The organism is Nostoc sp. (assembly GCF_036916985.1).
In the GTDB taxonomy this organism is placed as follows: Bacteria; Cyanobacteriota; Cyanobacteriia; order Cyanobacteriales; family Nostocaceae; genus Nostoc.
This window is the reverse complement of record NZ_JBALFD010000018.1, coordinates 252,478-272,788: the sequence shown is the minus strand read 5'-3', so window position 1 is coordinate 272,788 and position 20,311 is coordinate 252,478. Positions and strand designations below refer to the sequence as shown.

Annotated in this window: 19 protein-coding genes and 1 pseudogene; 14 read left to right on the top strand and 6 right to left on the bottom strand. The window is 41.4% G+C overall.

Features of this window, described 5'->3' with window-relative positions:
- Positions 1–9: 9 nt before the first annotated feature.
- The 3 genes from V7L07_RS07180 to holA form a co-directional block, all read right to left on the bottom strand.
- Complete coding sequence (locus V7L07_RS07180; RefSeq protein ID WP_335056320.1) at positions 10–1,551, bottom strand: phytoene desaturase family protein; 1,542 nt, start codon at positions 1,549–1,551, stop codon at positions 10–12.
- Between the two features lie 98 nt (positions 1,552–1,649).
- Entirely contained in the window at positions 1,650–2,132 is a 483-nt protein-coding gene (locus tag V7L07_RS07175) for a DUF4168 domain-containing protein (protein WP_335056318.1), read from the bottom strand.
- A gap of 109 nt (positions 2,133–2,241) precedes the next feature.
- Complete coding sequence (gene holA / locus V7L07_RS07170) at positions 2,242–3,231, bottom strand: DNA polymerase III subunit delta (protein ID WP_335056316.1); 990 nt, start codon at positions 3,229–3,231, stop codon at positions 2,242–2,244.
- A 195-nt stretch (positions 3,232–3,426) separates the two neighbouring features.
- Here holA and V7L07_RS07165 point away from each other — a divergent pair, with 195 nt between their 5' ends.
- The gene (locus V7L07_RS07165; RefSeq protein ID WP_335056314.1) at positions 3,427–4,215 is read left to right on the top strand and encodes a DUF1868 domain-containing protein; all 789 of its coding nucleotides are present in this window, start codon (positions 3,427–3,429) and stop codon (positions 4,213–4,215) included.
- 171 nt (positions 4,216–4,386) lie between these two features.
- A pseudogene (locus tag V7L07_RS07160) lies at positions 4,387–5,706 on the top strand (chloride channel protein).
- 53 nt (positions 5,707–5,759) lie between these two features.
- Here the strand turns inward: V7L07_RS07160 and V7L07_RS07155 are convergent.
- Positions 5,760–6,545: an RDD family protein gene (locus V7L07_RS07155; RefSeq protein ID WP_335056312.1), complete on the bottom strand. Its 786-nt coding sequence runs from the start codon at positions 6,543–6,545 to the stop codon at positions 5,760–5,762.
- Between the two features lie 45 nt (positions 6,546–6,590).
- Entirely contained in the window at positions 6,591–7,436 is an 846-nt protein-coding gene (locus V7L07_RS07150; RefSeq protein ID WP_335056310.1) for a hypothetical protein, read from the bottom strand.
- An 80-nt stretch (positions 7,437–7,516) separates the two neighbouring features.
- Between V7L07_RS07150 and V7L07_RS07145 the strand changes: the two genes are divergently transcribed.
- From V7L07_RS07145 to minE, 12 genes are all read left to right on the top strand, one after another.
- Positions 7,517–8,482, top strand: a complete 966-nt coding sequence (locus tag V7L07_RS07145; protein ID WP_335056308.1) for a stage II sporulation protein M — start codon at positions 7,517–7,519, stop codon at positions 8,480–8,482.
- Positions 8,483–8,943: 461 nt separating this feature from the next.
- Positions 8,944–9,987 (top strand): phosphate ABC transporter substrate-binding protein PstS, encoded by a 1,044-nt coding sequence (gene pstS, locus V7L07_RS07140; RefSeq protein ID WP_335056306.1) that lies wholly within the window; start codon positions 8,944–8,946, stop codon positions 9,985–9,987.
- Positions 9,988–10,071: 84 nt separating this feature from the next.
- The gene (gene pstC / locus V7L07_RS07135; protein ID WP_335056304.1) at positions 10,072–11,073 is read left to right on the top strand and encodes a phosphate ABC transporter permease subunit PstC; all 1,002 of its coding nucleotides are present in this window, start codon (positions 10,072–10,074) and stop codon (positions 11,071–11,073) included.
- A 187-nt stretch (positions 11,074–11,260) separates the two neighbouring features.
- On the top strand, positions 11,261–12,142 hold the full coding sequence (gene pstA, locus V7L07_RS07130) for a phosphate ABC transporter permease PstA (RefSeq protein WP_335056302.1): 882 nt from the start codon (positions 11,261–11,263) through the stop codon (positions 12,140–12,142).
- Between the two features lie 184 nt (positions 12,143–12,326).
- A complete protein-coding gene (gene pstB / locus V7L07_RS07125; protein ID WP_335056300.1) occupies positions 12,327–13,106 on the top strand; it encodes a phosphate ABC transporter ATP-binding protein PstB in 780 nt (259 codons plus the stop codon).
- 240 nt (positions 13,107–13,346) lie between these two features.
- Entirely contained in the window at positions 13,347–13,844 is a 498-nt protein-coding gene (locus V7L07_RS07120) for a DUF29 domain-containing protein (RefSeq protein ID WP_335056298.1), read from the top strand.
- A 39-nt stretch (positions 13,845–13,883) separates the two neighbouring features.
- A complete protein-coding gene (locus V7L07_RS07115) occupies positions 13,884–14,546 on the top strand; it encodes a hypothetical protein (protein ID WP_335056296.1) in 663 nt (220 codons plus the stop codon).
- A gap of 156 nt (positions 14,547–14,702) precedes the next feature.
- Positions 14,703–14,837, top strand: coding sequence for a hypothetical protein (locus V7L07_RS07110; protein WP_335056294.1), 135 nt, complete (start codon positions 14,703–14,705; stop codon positions 14,835–14,837).
- Positions 14,803–16,125, top strand: coding sequence for a four-carbon acid sugar kinase family protein (locus V7L07_RS07105; protein ID WP_335056292.1), 1,323 nt, complete (start codon positions 14,803–14,805; stop codon positions 16,123–16,125). The genes V7L07_RS07110 and V7L07_RS07105 overlap by 35 nt, the downstream gene beginning before the upstream one ends.
- A gap of 142 nt (positions 16,126–16,267) precedes the next feature.
- Complete coding sequence (minC, locus tag V7L07_RS07100; RefSeq protein WP_335056290.1) at positions 16,268–17,308, top strand: septum site-determining protein MinC; 1,041 nt, start codon at positions 16,268–16,270, stop codon at positions 17,306–17,308.
- A 172-nt stretch (positions 17,309–17,480) separates the two neighbouring features.
- On the top strand, positions 17,481–18,287 hold the full coding sequence (minD, locus tag V7L07_RS07095) for a septum site-determining protein MinD (RefSeq protein WP_179067073.1): 807 nt from the start codon (positions 17,481–17,483) through the stop codon (positions 18,285–18,287).
- A gap of 36 nt (positions 18,288–18,323) precedes the next feature.
- A complete protein-coding gene (gene minE / locus V7L07_RS07090; RefSeq protein WP_334774938.1) occupies positions 18,324–18,617 on the top strand; it encodes a cell division topological specificity factor MinE in 294 nt (97 codons plus the stop codon).
- A 434-nt stretch (positions 18,618–19,051) separates the two neighbouring features.
- Here minE and V7L07_RS07085 read toward each other — a convergent pair whose 3' ends face one another.
- A complete protein-coding gene (locus tag V7L07_RS07085; protein ID WP_335056288.1) occupies positions 19,052–20,047 on the bottom strand; it encodes a glycosyltransferase family 2 protein in 996 nt (331 codons plus the stop codon).
- Between the last annotated feature and the right edge of the window lie 264 nt (positions 20,048–20,311).

The window sequence follows — 20,311 nt, the reverse complement described above, 5'->3', positions numbered from 1 at the left end:
TCTGAAAAATTAAATACACTTGATATCCTGAAGCATAGCTAAATGCTTATTAACAGATGTAAGGGTATTGGCAGCAATCATCCCACTGGCGGCTACTGCTGGTAAACCAATACCGGGAAATGTCGAGTCTCCACAGCATATCAATCCTGCTAGAGGTGTGCCAGAGCCAGGAAACATACCAGATCCAGCCGGAATTGCTGGGCCGTAGGAACCTTGATGACGACGCAGAAAACGTTCGTGAGTTAGAGGTGTACCAATAAGTGTGACTTCGCAACGAGAGCGAATATCTGGAATGATTCGCTGTAGCGCTTGCCACATTACTTCTGCACGCGATCGCTTTTGTTCGGCATATTCTTGCTTCCTTCTATCCATTCCCTGCCAGATAGCATACGGTTCATTACCAGGAGTATACACATGAATCACGTGTTTACCTGGTGGTGCTAGGGATGGATCGAGAATTGAAGGGATTGATATGACTACAACATTCTGAGGTGCGCTTACGCCCAATTCCCAGTTATTAACGACGATGTAATGACACCGCAAATTTGACTGTAATCCTTGAGCATCAATCCCTAAATGTAGATGCATAAAGCTATCACACTCAGGCGTTGCCTGTCGTTTTCTGCGGTACTGTTTGGGTATTGCCTTTTCTGGTAGTAGCTTCAGTGTGTCCCAAACCGAAGCATTAGAAATCACTGCTCTACTTGCCCGAATTTCTTGGCGATCGCGCAGACGCACACCCACGGCGCGATCGCCTTCTACTAGCACTTCCTCCACATGAGCGCCCAATATCAGCTTTCCTCCGTGACGCTCTAGCCCTTCTACAAGGGTGTCAACTAAAGCACCACTACCACCAATGGGATATTCCAGTACTGCATCTGGTCGATACCAATCCGCAAACATAAATGCTACCTCTGCGGCACTAGTACCATCTGCGGGCAGTCCAGAAAGCAGAAAACACAGCAAATTCAGCCAGTTTCGAGTAAATGGGTCTTTAACAACATCATTCATAATCCGGCTGAAGGGGCCTGTCAACTTGATGATATCTGTTAGATGTTTTACCAAAGATGGGGCAAAGGGGGCTACAGTTCTAACTGCACCAAGATCAAAGCGTAATGCTGCTGGTGGTATAGAAATTGCTGCACTAGCAAATGGTTCCATAACGCGCTGGAGTTTCTGCCATTCAGTTACAGCATTATGACCACGGAATTTCATCAGTACTTCACAAAATTGTTCGGCACCAACTGACGTGTCAAAATCACCTTCTGGTAGACAACAGCCCCAAGTATCGTAAGTTACGCATGGTAACTCAGAACCAATGGCATCTAGCACTTGTCGCAAAGGGTTGGCAGAGGGGCTGTAAGAAAGTCCAGAGTAGAGGGAAGGACCAGAGTCAAATTTGAAACCGTTGCGCTCAAAACTGTGGGCGGCACCACCAGGAATAGAGTGGCTTTCGCAGACTATTACATTAAAGCCATACCGTGCTAAAAGAGCAGCACAACTTAAACCGCCAATACCACTACCAATGACAATTATATCTGTGTTCTGCATCTCTCTATTCTATGTTTAATCAAGGCAATTTAAAGCTCGTTTGCGTTGTCAGGAAATGCTATAACTCACTACGAGCTTTGGTTTAAAGCCTTTCATACTTACCGAGACTCAGAAGGTTGTTGCAGGCGTAATAGGGTGTTGTAAACTTGCCTCTTTAAAATATTATTATTTTGGAGTTCTATAGTAATTTTGTTGAACTGTTCAAATCTTAAACCATTATCTTCGACAATTTTTTGAGCGTGATTACAGTAATTTACTGCGATATCTTGAGCCTTCTTTGGAAGACCATTGATGCTGTTAGGATCGTTACAAACAATTTTAGGAATTTCTCCATTGCCAATAAGTTTTTTAATTTCTCCAAAGGCATTTTGACGCGCTGGTTCCATTGCTAGCACGGCTTGAGCGTAGCTGTTAATTTCAGTATTGTTAACGATTGGCGCTGGAGTTTGACCATAAGCTTTTGAACTGAATGAAAAAGCATTGGAAATCATACCCACAGTAGCGATCGCACCGAAAAGGAATGATTGCGTAAGGATTCGCTTTCGGCTAGTTAGAGAAAATAAATCGGAAATTTTCTTCATATAGTTTGTGATCCAGAACTACATCAGGGATATTATAAGGACTTTGAATTATTTTCGGAGTTGGAAGTTCCGGCAACTGTTCAATACATCAAGTTTTTATATTTGATTGTCAATTTCCTCGGCATACTTGACAAAGTTCGATTATTTTAGTCTGGAGTGTTGATGTTTCTGATGCTCCTTGCTTGAGGCTCACTTCTAATTCTAGTAGTAGGGGCAAGCAAGAGATTAACTGTTGCACAGAAAGCAATCTGATTTCTTGCTGTAAGAAATAGAGCCGTTTGGGATTACCGATATCAGCAGCCTGAGCGATCGCTTGTTGATTGCGCTCACCACTTTCGATCATAATCTTCACCCATAGCCAGGTGCGAAATTGTCCAATCAGTGTGGCAACTATCCGTAATCCCGGCTCGGAAGCATTGCTCAAGTCTGCTAAGGTTGTCAAAGCTTTAGCCGTATCTCCTGTTCTGATTGCTGCTGCTAATTGTAAGCTATTTTGAGTAGTATTTCTTACTAACTTTGTAATGGTATCTGTATCTAAAGGCTGATTACTACCTTGGGCATATAGCCGCAATTTCTCTAATTCATTGTAAAGAAGCCGTGTATCATTCCCTACGGATTCTGCCAACAGTTGGGCAGTATTGGCAGTTAGTTTTACACCCACAGTCTGGGCTGCTTGAGTAACAGATTGCACCAGTAATTCTGTTTTCCAAGGGGGAATCAGAGGAAATTCTCGAAATTCGGTCGCAAACTGTTTTAATAATTTCGTCGATTTGAGGCGTTCATCTGGCTTGTTGCGGCTGGTGAGCAATAAAAATGAGTTTTCGGGAATCACAGGTAGCGATCGCCCCAATTCTGCCAACACGTTCTCTGGACAGTGCTGACACAAGGTTGTATTTATCAGCCATACCAAGCGCCCACCAGCCCCAAAAGTAGGCGTCATGACCTGATTTAACCCCTGGATAGCAGCATCAGCTTGATCGGGGGAGAATGCAGTGTAATTAAAGCTTGTCCATTGGGGATCGAGGACGCGATCGCGCAGCATAGCGATCGCCTTTTCCATCGCAAAATCATCTTCACCCCAGTAAACATACATTGGCATAGATCAACCTCTTAGTAGATGGGCATTGGGCATTGAAAAGAGGCAGAGGGGCGGGGTGCAGGGTGCGGAGGGGAAAATTACTCTGTCCCCAGTCCCCACTCCCCAGTCCCCAAAACTAAATACTTTTGAAATCATTCTGTTAATTAAGGTAATTTTCCCTAAAATCTATCAAGTGAGAGCGTGAGGCTATGAAGATTGGACGACAACTATCAAACTTACTTAAATCGGTTAGCACGACTGACGCTGCCAGAAGCCTACAAATCCCAAGCCCAGCATATTCAGGAATCTTCTAAATTTCAGCCACATTCTGGGCTGAGACAAGCAGCGTCCTTTCCTGGCTATACCCTAATTACCCCGCCAGCAGAAGAAGAATCACAAAACTCTGCTTTCTATGCCAAATTACAGACTTACCAACAGGAACTTTTACAGTTGCCTGTAAACCGTAATTTGATTGTACCTGTACCTTCTGCTAGCTTCCATCTGACTTTAGCGGATTTAATTTGGGATCATGCTTATCTTGACGCCTACGAAAAAAATCCCAAATTTGACGAGGAGTTACATTCTTGTTTGGCTGAAATTTTTCAGCAATATCAACAATTGATGACAAATAGGAGTCATCCAATTCAATGGCAAATGCTCGGACTGATACTGATGCCAAGAGCGATAGCCGTTTGTTTAGTACCTCAAGATGAACGCTGCTACGAGGAAATTATTAAATTTCGTCGAACAATTTATCAAAATCCCAAGTTAATTGCTTTGGGTATTGAGCAGCATTATCATTTTACAGCCCATGTTACATTAGCCTATTTTGGGGAGGTTTCATCTGACTTAGACCGTGTAAGCTTCAGCACAATGCTTTCTGAATTGAATGAACAATGGCTGTTTAATTTGCCAGAATTTTCGATCAATCGCGTCGAATTGCGAAAGTTTGATAACATGACACGCTATTATCGTGAACCAGATTGGCCGATTTTAGATTTTTAAGTAATTAGTTAGTAGTTAGTAGAAACTACTAACTACTAACTACTGATTATTAGTTATCTCTGCCTGAATTTGACAAAGCTCAAGCGCAACAATTTCACTTAATTGATGTCAGTAATGACAAACGTATTGAAAAAGGACACCATTCTTCGTTTCACAAATAGGAAATAAGCTGTGTTACCAAAAAAGCCCACCGCTACCAATCAAACTCAACGCTGGACATTTGCCCAACTTTTTGGACTAGTAAAACGTAATCCCTTGATGATTTCGCAATGGCTAATCCTCTGGGTAGCTGTGGGCACTGCTGGTGGTTTATTTGCTGCGTTGTACTGGAATGTTTTAGAACTTTTAACTCACCAGCTGCAACGATTTGAAGGTTTTAGCCTCCTGATCGTGATGCCACTAGCCGATTTAGTTATCGGGCTGGTGATTCATTTCTTGGGAAATCCCGGTGAAATTGCTGTGATTGTTGATAATATCCATTTTCGCGGCGGACGCTTAGATTCTCGCAAAAATCCCTCAATGATTCTTGCTTCTCTAATCAGCATATCGGCAGGCGGTAGTGCGGGGCCAGAAGCACCACTAGTACAAGTAACAGGTTCTTTTGGTACTTGGGTTGCCGATCGCTTAAAACTCCAGGGTGAAGACCTCAGAACTATTAGTTTAGCAGCGATGGCGGCTGGCTTCACCGCTTTATTTGGCGCACCTCTTGGGGGTGCAATGTTCGCCCTGGAGATTTTACACCATGAGCATATTGTGGAATATTATGAAGCCTTGATGCCAGCCATTGTTTCAAGTTGCGCTAGTTATCTGGTATTTGCAGCAATTACACATTTGGGAATTGCACCCACTTGGCATTTTCCCCAATACCACTTAGAAAAGATCAATGATTTTGCGTAGGCGTAGCCCGTCGTAGACATCGCTATTATATTCGGAATCATTGGGGCGGTGGTGGGATGGATTTTTATGGGCATTTTTCGCGGCTGCGATCGCTTGTTTGCTCGAATTCCCGGCCCCATTTATGTACGTACAACATTAGCAGGATTTGCGCTTGGCACTTTAGCAGTTTTATTACCCCTAACCCGTTATTTTGGACATGAAGAATTAGAGTCAGTCCTCACTACTAACTTTGGTGCTGTTTTTCTCTTAACTCTTGCTCTTGGTAAAATGGCTGCCATTAGCTTAACGATAACTGGTGGGTGGCGCGGTGGATTCATCATCCCCCTGTTTTTCACTGGTGCTTGTATTGGTAAAGCAGTAGTAATCTTAATTCCGGGGCTTAATCCCGCTCTTGCCATGATTTGTACAATGGCGGCTCTGAATGCAGCTGTAACACGTACACCTATAAGTACGACTTTGCTATTGTCAAAGCTGACTAACTTAAGTCCTTTTACACCAATTCTTTTTGCCAGTTTAATTGGATTTTTTCTTGCGCCCAAAATTCCCCTGATTTCATCTCAACTGAAGTCCCAGAGAGAAGTTACTGAATTATAGCTAGGGTACTGTGTTCATTACGGGCAATTATTTTTTATTTAGCCATCTCTAACCTAAAATTCTGGTTTTTGATAACCAAGATAAATTGCTTCTAAAAAAACATCAGGTGTCACAGTTTCCGGCAATTTTTCTAAATTAATAATAGCTACAACTTGCTCGGCTAACTTTAAAGATAATGAGGCTCTTGCTTTGAATGACATTGCATCACGTCGCTGCAAATACTCACGAATAACCGCAAAATCATCTGGCATCAATGGAGATAAATCGGCAATCTCTACTAACTGTTTATGGAGTGTTTTTGCCTGTTCTGAAATTGTCAATGTTGCAGATGCAGTGGGTGTTTGGGCTTGAATTACAATTGTGCCAGCAGCCAAATCACCTAAGCGCTTTTCGCGGCTACCCAACATAATTAAAAAAGCGCCAATAAATAAAGTTTCATCAAAGGGTCGCAGTAAGGCGCGTAGTGTTGCTTGTTGTAGCCCGATGAGTCTACCATCATCTCGAACTACGCGAATTTTAGCAAACCGTTTACCAGGAGTTTGACCAAACCATAAGGTTTCAAAAAATACAAAATAGCCGATGTAAATTGCAAATGCAATCAGGAAGAAAATTGCTATTAACCAAACTCCTAAATTCTGAGCATTCGTAATTAAGCCTTCAAAAAAATTGAAGAGTTGCGTTGAAAAGATAGTCCAGGTAAGGAGAAATACAAGCAAGGTTACAATCAAGATTGCATAGTCAATCAGGAGTGCCAAAGCTCGATTACCGATTCCCGCTAAAGTAAATTCCAACTCTACACTTTCTGGAGTCTGGAATGTGATGCGATTAAAAAAGCGCATATTTTAACTAATTCAAAATTAATAGAGTTGGATTAAGGTATTGAGTTAACGAAAATCTTGGGAGGGAGGTTCTCTTAATTGCAACCCTAGACCTTCACGCCGACTACGCAAGTCCAAGTATAAAACAGCTTTTAGTGATTGCCAGAATGGCATGATTAAAACTCCACCGATCAAGCTTCCAATCACAGAAATAAGATAGACAATCGAGTAAATAGCAGTACCAGGCTCAAGCCTGATTAGAAATAAGCTAGGTATATAGTTTAATACAAACACCAACGGCAATGTCACGATAAAAGCAACTAAAACAACGCCCTGAATGCGAAATACTGAGGCTTTAGTTAACTCCCAACTTCTGGCAACACTTTCGCCACCATTGATATTTTCCTCAACTGCTAAAGGCACTTCAGCTACTATCCAACGAGAGTAAAACCAGGTTAGTCCTAACAATATAATGCCTACCGTTACAATTATTGCCAATGTAGTTATGACTATAACGCTTGAACTACCTAATATTCCTCCTAATACTACCCCGATCAAGCCAGCTACTACACCGCCTACGATCGCTAATCCCAAATAAATTAGAGCCAAAGATATACCGACTTGGAAAGCAACTCTTAAAAATGACCAAAGACGTGGATTAATATGGCTACTGGCAGTTTGGACACCTTCAGGTTGGTAAATCAATTCTCCAAAAGCCAAGCGTGAAATTAGTCCAGAAATGGCTGCATATTTTGCCCAACCATATACAGGAACTAAAACCCACAAGTGAGCGATCGCAGCCAGGTTAAGATAAGTCTTCAGATGAGAACGATACAACCGTACAGCAGCACTAACAACGTTACCGATACTCAGTGGTTGTATTTGACCGGAAGATCCAAAGTTTTCAGACATAATGATAAATTTCCCTTGAAACTACTGAGATGAATTTGAGGCTATCTTAAGCTAAGTTAAATTCAGTGTTCCCAAAATTCATGAATATTCAACGTTGGATTGCACGACGAGAACCAAATTGGCAGCGTTTGGATGCCCTACTAAAGCAGATAGAAAAAAAAGGGTTAAAATCCTTACGAGCAGCAGAGATTAGAGAGTTAGCGAGTTTATATCGTTCAGTCGCGGCAGATTTGGCACGTGCCCGCACTCAGCAAATCGGCAATACTTTGATCCAAAGTTTACAATCTTTAACAACTCGTGCCTATACGCAGATTTACCAAGGTTCCCGGCGACAGGAATGGCAGGCAATCCTAGAATTTTACCGTTGGGGATTACCATCTGTAGTCCAGAAAGCTTTTGTATACATTGCTGCGGCAACGGCGCTATTTTTACTAGGCGCACTAGTGGCTTGGTGGTATTCCTGGCAAAACCCCAGCTTTATGCCTTTGATTGTACCTGAAAGCTTGATTACCAAGGTGCGAGATGAGCATAAATTATGGATGGGTTCAATTGTCGGTGTTGAACCTCTGGCATCCAGCGGAATTATGATCAATAATCTATCGGTGTCTTTTGGGGCTGTCGCTGGTGGCATGACAGCTGGAGCGTACACAGCCTATTTGATGATATTTAATGGCTTATTAATTGGTGCTGTTGGTACTTTAGTTGGTCAAAATAATCTAGCTTATCCTTTTTGGGCTTTTGTATTTCCGCATGGTTCCTTGGAATTACCCGCGATCTTTTTTGCTGGAGGTGCGGGATTTTTATTAGCAAGAGCAATTTTATTTCCTGGTAAATATCGCCGTGGGGATGCACTGAAATTCTACGGTTCTCAAGCGGTGCAGCTAGTCTTTGGGATTGTACCAATGTTGATTCTTGCTGGTGCGATCGAAGGCTTTTTCTCCCCTAATCCCAGCATACCTGAGCCGATTAAATATCTGACAGGAATAGGATTATTTATACTTTTAGTAATGTATTGTAACCGCAAGCAAACAGGAAATAATTTATAGGATTACTATTTGATTTTTGAACAAAATGCAAAAAAAATGTAGGTTGGGTGAAGGCTTTGCGTAACCCAACATCCTGATATCTGTTGGGTTGCGCTCTGCTCCACCCAACCTACGTCTCATGCACTGAAAAAAATATGAAAAAATATTTTTTATTTAAATTAAACTTAAATTTTCCATTAGTATATTTTTACTAAATTAATCTATTTAATCAAATAAGCTGTTCCATATTTAAATTGCATAAGCTGGGCGCTCATGTTGCCCACCCCACAAGAGTTATGTCTAATTCGATTATGCAAGTTAGATGTTTTTAGCTTATCAATAAGTAGAAACATTTAAAAGTAAGATTTAAACACATCTTAATTTTTTGTTTATCAATTTTTAAAGAAGCTTTAACCATAAAAAATGTAGCCTATTTAAGGCTGGAATTACAGCAGGAAAAGATTCCTTTAATTAGAGGTAATATGATTTTTTCGACCGCTATCTTGAATCGTGTCATTGCTACTTCAGTGGTGACAACTTCTATTGCAGTGAGTCCATTTTTTAGTGCGATCGCACAAGCTGAAACCTTGAACGGTGCAGGAGCAACTTTTCCGGCTCCCCTTTACGAACGTTATGCTCGTGAAGTCAAGAAGAAATATCCAGACTTGAAAATTAACTACCAAGCCATTGGTAGTGGCGGCGGTATTCGTCAAGTCATCGCTGGAACCGTTGACTTTGGTGCGAGTGATGCTGCAATGAAAGATGATGAAATCGGTCAAGTCAAGAATGGTGCAATCTTAGTACCTACAGCAGGCGGTGCTGTTTCTGTTGTTTACAATCTTCCAGGCGTTAATAATCTCAAATTATCCCGCGCTACACTACCAGCAATTTATTCAGGTCAAATTACCAAATGGAATGACGCAAAAATTAAAGCTGATAATCCGGGTGTGAATCTACCAGATCAAACAATTAAATTTGCTGTTCGCGCTGATGGTAGCGGTACAACTTTCATTTTCACTAACCACTTGAGTGCAACCAGTGGTTATTTTAAAGGCAGAGTTGGAGCTAACACTGCTCCAAAATGGAATCTACCAAACGTTCTCAAAGGTAAAGGTAATCCAGGTGTAGCTGCTATAGTAGCTCGCACTCCTGGTTCTATTGGTTATGTAGAATATAGCTACGCTGTCCAAAATAATCTGAAATCAGCACTGATACAAAATAAAAAAGGAGAATTTGTTGCTCCTTCTTTAGAATCTGCAAATGCGGCTTTATCAACTGTGAATTTTCCAGATAATTACCGCGTTTTTGTAGGAGATCCAGGACAAGGTTATCCCATCGTAGGACTCACCTGGATTATTGTTTACAAACAGTATGCTAATGCTTCTAAAGCTGATGCTATTAAAAAATGGATTAATTGGGTATTGAAAGATGGTCAACAATATAATGATGACCTCAATTACACCAAAATTCCATCTGATGTGGTAAATCGGGTACTTCAGACAGTGAATAGTACTGTCAAGCCTTAATTTGTAATCTTACTACTTTACTCTCCTATTAGAGTGAGTTGACAACTCACTCTAATAGTAAGAAAAAATCTATTTTATTGATTTATGGCAAATTCATCAGAACCAGCCGACAGAAATTCATCAGATGATTCAAATCTAGATGATGAAAGTTTTAATCTAACAGCTATCGGCGGCACAAATTTCTGGTTTGACCAAAGTTTTACACGGCTAGTATACTTTTTTGCTGTGATTACCGTTGCAGTGCTATTTTTGATGAGTTGGGTAATTTTACACGAAGCTCTACCAGCTATTAAGCAGTTTGGATTAGGGTTTTTGTGGGGGCAAGATTGGGATACAGGTAATAAGAATTTTGGTGCATTACCCTATATTTATGGAACTTTGGTAAGTAGTGCGATCGCTATTTTATTCGCTGTCCCAATTGGAATAGCAGTAGCCTTAGTCACGAGTGAAAATTTCTTACCTTCATCGCTCCGAACCACCCTAGCGTTTGTTGTTGAATTAATTGCAGCAATTCCTAGTGTAATTATTGGTTTGTGGGCAATTTTTGTTTTTATTCCAGTTATCGAACCTCTCCAAAAATGGCTAGCCAATACTTTGAAATGGATACCACTATTTAACACAGAAGATCCTTCGGGGACTAATATGTTGACTGCTGGAATTATTCTAGCCATCATGATTTTGCCCACAATGGCAGCAATTACTCGTGATGTCTTAATGGCTATACCTAAAGAATTACGTAGCGCATCTATGGCTTTGGGTGGCACTCGTTGGGAAACAGTTTTTCGAGTCTTGCTACCAGCTGGATTTTCTGGAATGGTGAGTGCAGCCATGCTTGCCTTAGGACGTGCTTTGGGTGAAACAATGGCTGTCACTATGGTGATTGGTAACTCTGCTCAAATCAGTGCTTCTCTACTCAATCCAGCTTATACAATTCCCTCTGTATTAGCTAATGAATTTGCCGAAGCTGAACCAGGACTGCATATAGGCGCTTTAAGCTATTTGGCATTGATTTTGTTTGGGTTGACTCTAGCTGTAAATATTGGTGCTGTACTTTTAGTGAAGTGGGTTGGTAGGAAAAATAGCTAATACTAGTTATGTTTAATATTTCCACAAATATCAATGTAAACCTCGTCTAACTTGAGAACTGTAGTTTTTTACCAAAATTTTGCGATTGCTTCCTACGTCGCAATGACACAACAGAATAATTCAAAACTCCAGGTTTCAACATGGACGAGGTTTAGAAAGACATTTATCAATCAAAAATTGAAAAAACATGAGTGGTTATATCCAGTCAGAAACAGATGAATCTTTAGCGAAAGAATTATGCAGCCCTCTGCCAACAGAACGAGTCATATTTACTTATGTAATGAATGCGATCGCATTTGGTTTGACAGGTCTAGCACTCATTCCTTTATTATCAATTTTGTGGGAAATTCTCATCAGAGGAATATCTGGACTCAAGTCAGAGATGTTTGTCAAAGCAGTGATTGACAATGGCTTTGGTAATGCCATTCTAGGAACCATAATTATGGTAGTAATTGGTGCTATTTTAAGCATTCCCACAGGAATCATGACAGGAATTTTCTTGGCGGAATTTGGTCAAGGCAATCCTATCGCTGGATTTGTTCGTTTTATCACTAATATTCTGACAGGTGTGCCTTCAATCGTTGTCGGCGTATTCGCTTATGGTGTAATAGTTTTAGTAACTAAAGGATTTAGTGCGATCGCAGGTGGTTTTGCTTTAGCGGTAATTATGCTACCTGTAATTATACTGACAACAGAAGAATCCCTAAAACTTATTCCCACATCTCAACGCCTCGCCTCCGCTGCTTTGGGCGGCACTCGCTTCCAAACTACTTTTCGCATCATTGTAACTGCTGCAATCCCCGGAATTACCACAGGTATTCTATTGGCTGTAGCTCGTGCGGCTGGGGAAACAGCACCCTTAATTTTTACGGCTTTATTTAGTCTAGATTGGTCAGAAGGATTGTTAAGTCCAACCGCTTCCTTACCAGTATTGATTTTTAACCTCTACAACGACCCAGACCCGCAAAAAGGTCAATTAGTATGGACTACTTCTATAGTTCTACTCAGCTTAATTTTATGTGTAAGTGTTCTTTCTCGTTTAGTTATTAGGCAGAGAAGACTAAATTGAAGAAGAATTCAGAAGTCAGAATGGGCTAAACGCCCCGCTACCGCTAACAGGAGTCAGAATCAAGATGCAACTTGAAAATACTCGCTACCGCTTCGTACAAAATTCATTCTGAATTCTGACTCCTGACTACTGAATTCTGTTCGATAAAATAAATTTTTGTTTTTGTTTCGCACCTTGGGAAAGCATGAGTAACCTAATTCCAGCCATCAAAGTTAAAAATATCAGCTTTTACTATGGCACTATAAAAGCAATCGAAAAGGTATCAATAGATATTTATCAAAATCAAGTAACCGCAATTATTGGCCCTAGTGGTTGTGGTAAATCTACCTTCATTAAAATTCTTAATCGGATTAGCGAATTAGAAGGCCCCGTAAAAGTTGAAGGAGATGTAGAATTTTTTGGTCAGAATATTTATGCTCCTCGTGTCAACATTAATCGGTTACGCCGCCAAATTGGTATGGTTTTCCAAAAACCAAATCCTTTTCCGATAAGTATTTATGAAAATGTTGCCTACGGGATGAGAATAGCAGGTAGATATTCAAAATTAGAATTAGATGAAATTGTCGAATCGGCCCTCAAAAGTGCTGCTCTTTGGAATGAAGTCAAAGATAAGCTGGATAAATCAGCTTTAGGGCTTTCTGGTGGTCAACAACAAAGATTATGTATTGCCCGTGCTTTAGCAGTCAAACCGAAAGTTCTACTGATGGATGAGCCTTGCTCGGCTCTTGACCCCATTGCTACGATGAAAGTTGAAGAACTGCTCCATAGTTTACAGTCTGAGTTGACAATTGCGATCGTTACCCACAATATGCAGCAAGCCGCTCGCGTCTCTGATTTTACGGCTTTCTTCAGCACCGATGAAAGTCGCATTGGTCAAATGGTTGAATTTGGCGCTACAGAGCAAATCTTTAACAACCCACTAGACCCCCGCACCCGCGACTATATTTCAGGGCGTTTCGGTTAAAATATGGCTTAACACGGTTAGAGAGACGCGATAAATCGCCGTCTCTACAAGGAATTCATCCATTAAATATAGTGGGTGAACTCATTTTTAACTTTTCTTCCTTTGCCTTCTTCTCTGACGAGACGCTACGCCTAGCTTGCTTCTCCGTAGGAGTATGCGTCTTATTCTACGGGAAGCTGCTTTGCGTCTATGCGGTTCGTTCTCGTAACCCTCAAAATTAATAGGACAGACCACTAGTGTATGGTAAAACCAATAATCCAATCAGCAACTCAAACCTTATACGACGAAGATTATTATCTCTGGCTCAGGACAACTATCAATCAACTTCGCGCGGGGCAATTTTCTGATGTTGATTTAGATAATTTGTTAGAAGAATTAGAAACTATGGGTAGAAGGGAGAAGCGAACCGTGAAAAGTCTGTTGATTAGACTTTTTGAACATCTGCTTAAGCTCACATACTGGGATAAAGAACGGGAGCAAAATGAAGGACATTGGAAAGGAGAAATCAGGACATTTCGTAGAGAAATTAAGGATCAACTCAAAGAAAGTCCTAGTCTTAAGCCTTACATCTTAGAAATTTTTGATGCGTGCTACCAAGAAGCAACGGCAGAAGCAAGCGATCGCTCTCAACTTGCCATTGACATATTCCCTCTTATACCCATTGGCTCTTTAGAACAAATTTTAGATGAAAACTGGTTTCCTGAATATAACCACAATCATCACGGTAAACCCGATTAAAATGAATACGCAACTGGGTTTCCATAGGAGTATGCAGCCGTGCAGCCGGATTTAATAGGCTTGGAAATTAGCAAGGGGGAACTGAGACGTTTAACTGGGTTCGATCCAGAAGACGTTTTTAGACCTTCTGTTCTGCGAGATAACAAGAAGCGATTAGGGTTTTTGATCAATGAAATCCTGGTGACGCTGGCGCTAACGCCAATAATTGTTGGGTTTATTTATGCGTTTATTATTCTGCCAACAATTGGTTCTTCAATTAAATTCGGAATTCTTTTACTAATTTTAGTGCCAATGCCGATATTAGTGGGGCGATGGCTGTGGCGACAATTAACCTGTCCTGAAGGACTGACAATACTTTTAGATGAAGTTGATAAATATCATGACCTGGTTACTGCCATCGATATTAATGACCAATTGGCAGCATCAGGAAACGTCGAAAGCAGTATCCATGACCGAGATAAAGTCACCGCAGCTCTACAACTAATTAGAGAAGATTTAGTCCGCGCGCTGAAAACGGAACGAATTTTGCGGGATAATAAAAAATTGCTTGCTAATAATCAAGAGTTATTTGTGAATAATTTAGCCAGTCTGCAAGCTTTGCAAATTAGTAGTCAAGCAAGCGAATATGCTCAACTGCTAAATCAATCATTGCAAATTGCGATCGATGTGCAAGCAGAAATCAGAAAATTGCAGAAAGGCTAAGTAAAGCTTGGGCGAATAGAATTCGCGGCTACACAAACGAAGTCCGCCTGCGCGGACTAAGAGAAAATTAAGATTTCTTAACCCACGTAGGTGGGTTTTGACTGTGTAGACAAGCCAGTGCGTTGGGGAGCCAGCGCGGTCTTGGGGGTTTCCCCCATGAGCGACTGGCGTCGGCTTTGCCGACTTGAAGCACCTGGCGCGCGGTTTCTAACCGCCCTTTTAACTTTCCGAGAAAACGATCGCCCCATTGACTTAAATGAGCAACAAACCCAAAATAATTGTCCTGGATGATGACCCTACAGGTTCTCAAACAGTCCATAGCTGCTTGCTGCTAATGCACTGGGATGTGGACACTTTACGTAGCGGGTTACAGGATGATTCGCCGATTTTCTTTGTGCTGACAAATACTAGATCGCTAACGCCAGAGTCAGCTGCATCTGTCACCAAAGAAGTTTGCCAGAACCTAAAAATCGCTTTGAATGCTGAAGGAATTGACGATTTTCTCGTTGTCAGCCGTTCTGATTCTACCTTGCGGGGACATTACCCGATTGAAACTGATGCGATCGCACAAGAACTCGGCCCTTTTGATGCTCATTTTCTCGTACCAGCATTTTTTGAGGGTGGACGCATCACCCGTGATAGCGTTCATTACTTGATTCTTGACGATGTAACCACCCCAGTCCATGAAACCGAATTTGCCCGTGATTCCGTCTTCAGCTACCATCACAGTTACTTACCCAAGTACGTCGAAGAAAAGACTCAAGGACGAATTAGTGCCGAAGCTGTAGAAAGATTTCTCCTAGCTGATATTCGCACTGGTAGTTTGGAGCGATTGTTACAACTTCATGGTAATCAGTGCGCTGTCGTCGATGGTGAAACTCAAGCCGATCTCAATCGCTTTGCAGTAGATATATTAGCAGCAGCTAGTCAAGGTAAACGCTTTTTATTTCGCAGTGCAGCCAGTATTTTAACGGCTTTAGCTGCTTTACCACCCCAACCCATTGCCGCCGAAAAGATGGCTCAGTACGTGCGACAAGGCAAACCGGGTGCGGTGATTGTTGGTTCCCATGTGAAAAAGACAACTCAGCAATTAGAGGCGCTGTTGCAAGTAGAAGGAACGGTGGGAATCGAAGTCAATGTAGCGCGATTACTTGATGATGCCAATCAATCTGCGGCATTGCTAACTGAAATTCAAGAAAGTACACGGGTAGCACACAAAGCTGGCAAAACACCAGTGGTTTATACTAGCCGTCAGGAACTAAATTTTAAAGATGTCAAGACACGATTGGAGTTTGGAGAAAAAGTTTCAGGTCTATTGATGGATATTGTGCGCGGTTTACCATCTGATATAGGATTCTTAATCAGCAAGGGTGGCATTACTTCAAACGATGTCTTGAGTACTGGACTAGCTTTAACTTCAGCCCGTTTACTCGGTCAAATTTTAGCTGGTTGTTCAATGGTGTTAACGTCATCCGATCATCCCCAATTTCCTGATTTACCCGTGGTGCTGTTTCCAGGTAATGTCGGCGATGCTGAGGCGTTGGCGACAGTTTATCAGAGATTGACCTTGCCGATTTGAGATTTTAGATTAAATAATCTTTTGGTTCACACCAAACTAACATCTTGCTACGCAATACAAATCCAAAATCCAAGTCGCGCTGGAAGCGCACCAAAGGTGCGACCCAAAATTTAAAATCTGTTTGTCTTTTGGCTAGTACTCCATGACTTCTGATTCTGCGATTCCCAATCTCAAGTCAAATTCTGCACTTCCTAATGCAGAAGCAAACTCTATCCTTTCTGAGGCAGAGAGAAATCCTACTGTTTCTGACGTAGAGTCAGATTCTATCCTCCCGGATGCTGAGTTAAAATCTGTCCTCCTTTATTTAAAATCAAATACTGTATCTGGGGATGTAGAGTCAAATCCTTCTGAACCGGATGTAGAGTCAAATCCTGATGCGGCATCAGATTTTATCCTTACTGATTTAAATCCCAATGAGTTAGCATTACCAGGGCATCGCGTAAATGAGAATACTCAAGTCCAGTTAAAGAGTAAGGAGGGACGACTGTTATTAATTTTGCCCCCAGAATCTCAAGCATCTGCCTCAGAACTCACTTGGTCTGATATTTGGCAACAAATCAGGCAACGTCTGAGTGCAGGCGATCGCTTCCGTATATCTAATACGCCTGTGCATTTAATGGCACAAGACCGCCTAGTAGATGCCAGACAACTCCAAGAACTTGCCGAAGCTTTAAGTGAAGTCCAACTGCGACTCATATCTGTCTCGACGAGTCGTCGGCAAACTGCGATCGCTGCCGTGACATCGGGGTATTCTGTAGAACAATTACAGCCAGTAACTTCCCTGAGTTCAGAACCAGCGGCTACAGCCATCCCCCAAGAAGATGCCCTTTATCTAGAAATGACAGTCCGCTCTGGAGTAGAAATTCGTCATCCTGGGACAGTAATTATCTTGGGAGATTTAAACCCAGGTGGTATTGTAATTGCAGATGGAGATATTATTATCTGGGGTCGCCTACGTGGAATTGCTCATGCTGGGGCTGGAGGCAATCGTGAGTGTCTGATTATGGCCTTGCAAATGGAACCAACCCAACTGCGGATTGCAGATGCCGTAGCAAGGGCACCAGAAAAACCGCCAATGCAGTTTTCTCCAGAGGTGGCACATATTACGCCCCAAGGAATTCGCATCGCTAGGGCTACTGATTTTTCCAGAAATCAATTCACCAAGAGTAATCAAGAGCCATAAATATTTACTTAAAGAATGAAGTATATAAGTAAGGATGAAATAAAACAAATATTCATGCCTCGCCCTCATCAGGGAGAACAGATATTTCTTCATACTTGATACGATACTTCATACTTTATACTGCAATTTACTGTTTTATATTTCCTGAACCCTCATTGACCGCATTTCTATCATGACTCGCATTATTGTGATTACCTCCGGCAAAGGAGGAGTGGGTAAAACCACAGTTTCAGCAAATTTGGGCATGGCTTTAGCCAAAATGGGGCGTCAAGTTGCCTTGGTTGATGCAGATTTTGGTCTGAGAAATTTGGATTTGCTGCTAGGGCTGGAAAACCGCATCGTTTATACTGCGGTGGAAGTCTTAGCCAGAGAGTGCCGCCTAGAACAAGCCTTGGTGAAAGATAAGCGTCAACCCAATCTCGTACTCCTGCCGGCAGCCCAAAATCGCTCGAAAGATGCAGTCACACCTGAACAGATGAAGTTATTGGTGAATGCACTAGCGCAAAAGTATCAGTATGTAATTATTGATAGCCCTGCCGGGATTGAAAATGGGTTTAAAAATGCGATCGGCCCGGCCAAAGAAGCGCTAGTTGTCAGTACACCAGAAATTTCTTCAGTTCGTGATGCCGATCGGGTAGTGGGGTTACTAGAAGCACAAGGTATCAAGCGTGTTCATTTAATAATTAACCGCATCAGACCCGCAATGGTGCAGGCAAATGATATGATGTCAGTGCAAGATGTTCAGGAACTTCTCGCCATTCCCCTGATCGGGGTAATCCCTGACGACGAGCGTGTTATTGTATCTACCAATCGCGGCGAACCCTTAGTTTTAGCGGAAAATCCCTCTTTAGCTGCCACAGCCTTTGAGAACATTGCTCGTAGATTAGAAGGGGAAAGTGTCGAATTTCTGGAGATTGACCCATCCCAAGACAGCATCTTCGCCCGTCTACGAAGGTTGTTGTGGACAAAGATTGTTTAACTTACTTTTCTAGTCTCCGCCCCAGACCTATTCGTAATGATTGAACTTCTAGAAAAACTTTTTTCTCGCGGCGCTGATAGCAGTCGAACTCAAGTTAAACGTCGCCTGCAATTGGTGATTGCTCACGATCGCGCTGACTTAGATCCTCAAACGTTGGAAAAAATGCGAAAAGAAATCCTAGATGTCGTCTGTCGCTATGTCGAAATTGAGACAGAGGGCTTGGAGTTCTCCTTAGAAAGCAACCAACGAACCACAGCTTTAATTGCCAATTTACCCATCCGTCGGGTGAAAGGTGCCATACCTGAGTGGGAAAGAGGTGATAAGCCGTAGGGGCAATTCATAAATTGTCCCTATTTAAATAGTTTTAACTTTAAGTATTTTTATTTAGAATGCAGTTAAATTGTTCCTTCTTGGTAAGGAAAAAATTCCTGACCGAACAAGGCAAAAGTAAAAAGTAAAAAGGCACTCTTAACAATTCAAAATTAAAGACATTTCAGATAGGGATTTAATTGAAATTGTATATCTAATAGGACTTACACAGTTATGATCGGTCATTGCGATCGTAACGCAGTTATGAGCAATCGAATTCACGTTAACCTATGCAGTATTGTCATATCATTTCACGAAATTATTGATACAAATAAATCACTATTCTTGCTCCCCCTGCTTACCATCTGTATCAATATTAAAGTGAAACGGTATCATTGGTGGGTTCCAAGAAAATCGGCGGGATTCCCGCCGATTTAGTCATTGGTCATTGATTCTTAATCATTGGTACTAATAACTTCGATTTCCCTACGGCTTTTTATGAAAAGGAGCAAACGTGCAGCATATCGCCATACAGGCGATGTTTTTGTAGCTGGGGGATGAGTTAAGTCCCCAGTGATTGCTGTCTTATGATTGAAATACGAAATCGATTTCATGAATCGATTATGAATCGATTGAGGTAATCGTTGCGGATACTGAGAAAAATAGAAAATTCTTAATGTAATAAAAATCATGATTCGATTCAAATGTACCTCCCATTGCTTAATTAATGGGAGTGTTTTAGCATACTCCTTAAACAACTGTTGGATTCGCGTTTGACTTGTTCCATCTATAGAATCATCAAAAGTTTTCGTTCCTGGATAATATCTAAAATTCCCCCAAAGTTCATTAAAATATTTCACATTAGCTACTTTAACTGCTTTCAGTAAGAAATCTATATCCATTACATAATGCTCTTCAACTTTGTAGACTCCAATTTTTTGATGTAATGATTTGTGGTAGAAGTAAGCCGATGGATTAACCGGAAAAGTAACATCAATCATGCCATCATCATTAATTTGCTTTTCCATCAATAAATCAACTGGTCGTAGTCGCTTAGGCTTATTAATCTGAATTAAGTTGTTTCGATGATCCCACATATTACAATTACCAACAATCAAGCTAGGTTCTGGTAGATTTGTAAAGAGTTCTGAAATGTGGCTAAGAACATTTGGCTCATAGAAATCATCAACATTTAAAATGCCTATAATCGCTCCTTGCGCCATAGCAATTCCTTTATTCATCGCATCTGATTGTCCCTGGTCTTTTTCAGAAATCCAGCGGATGTGAGGATATTGATTGGCGTAATGTTTGATAATATCTATTGTCTTGTCCGTTGAGCCACCATCGGCGATGATATGCTCAACTTCTGCAAAATTTTGGTTGATGACATTTTCAAGGCAAGATTCTATAAATTTCTCACCGTTATAAACTGGTGTAATTATACTAATCATTAGTTATCAATGGGGAATGGGGACTGGGACTGGGGACTGGGAAAGAGTTTCCTAATTCCCAATTCTTTTGATGAACATAATTTAACGTGAGTTCGATGAACCTCTCCCTCCCAACCTCCCTTTCCGAAACGGAAAGGGAGGAGCAACGAAAAATTAAGCTTTTTGCTCCCCTCTCCGTGTCGGAGAGGGGCTGGGGGAGAGGTCAAATAAGACTTGTCGAACTCACGTTAATTTAGGATTCCCACTTTCCCCCTAAAATAATTC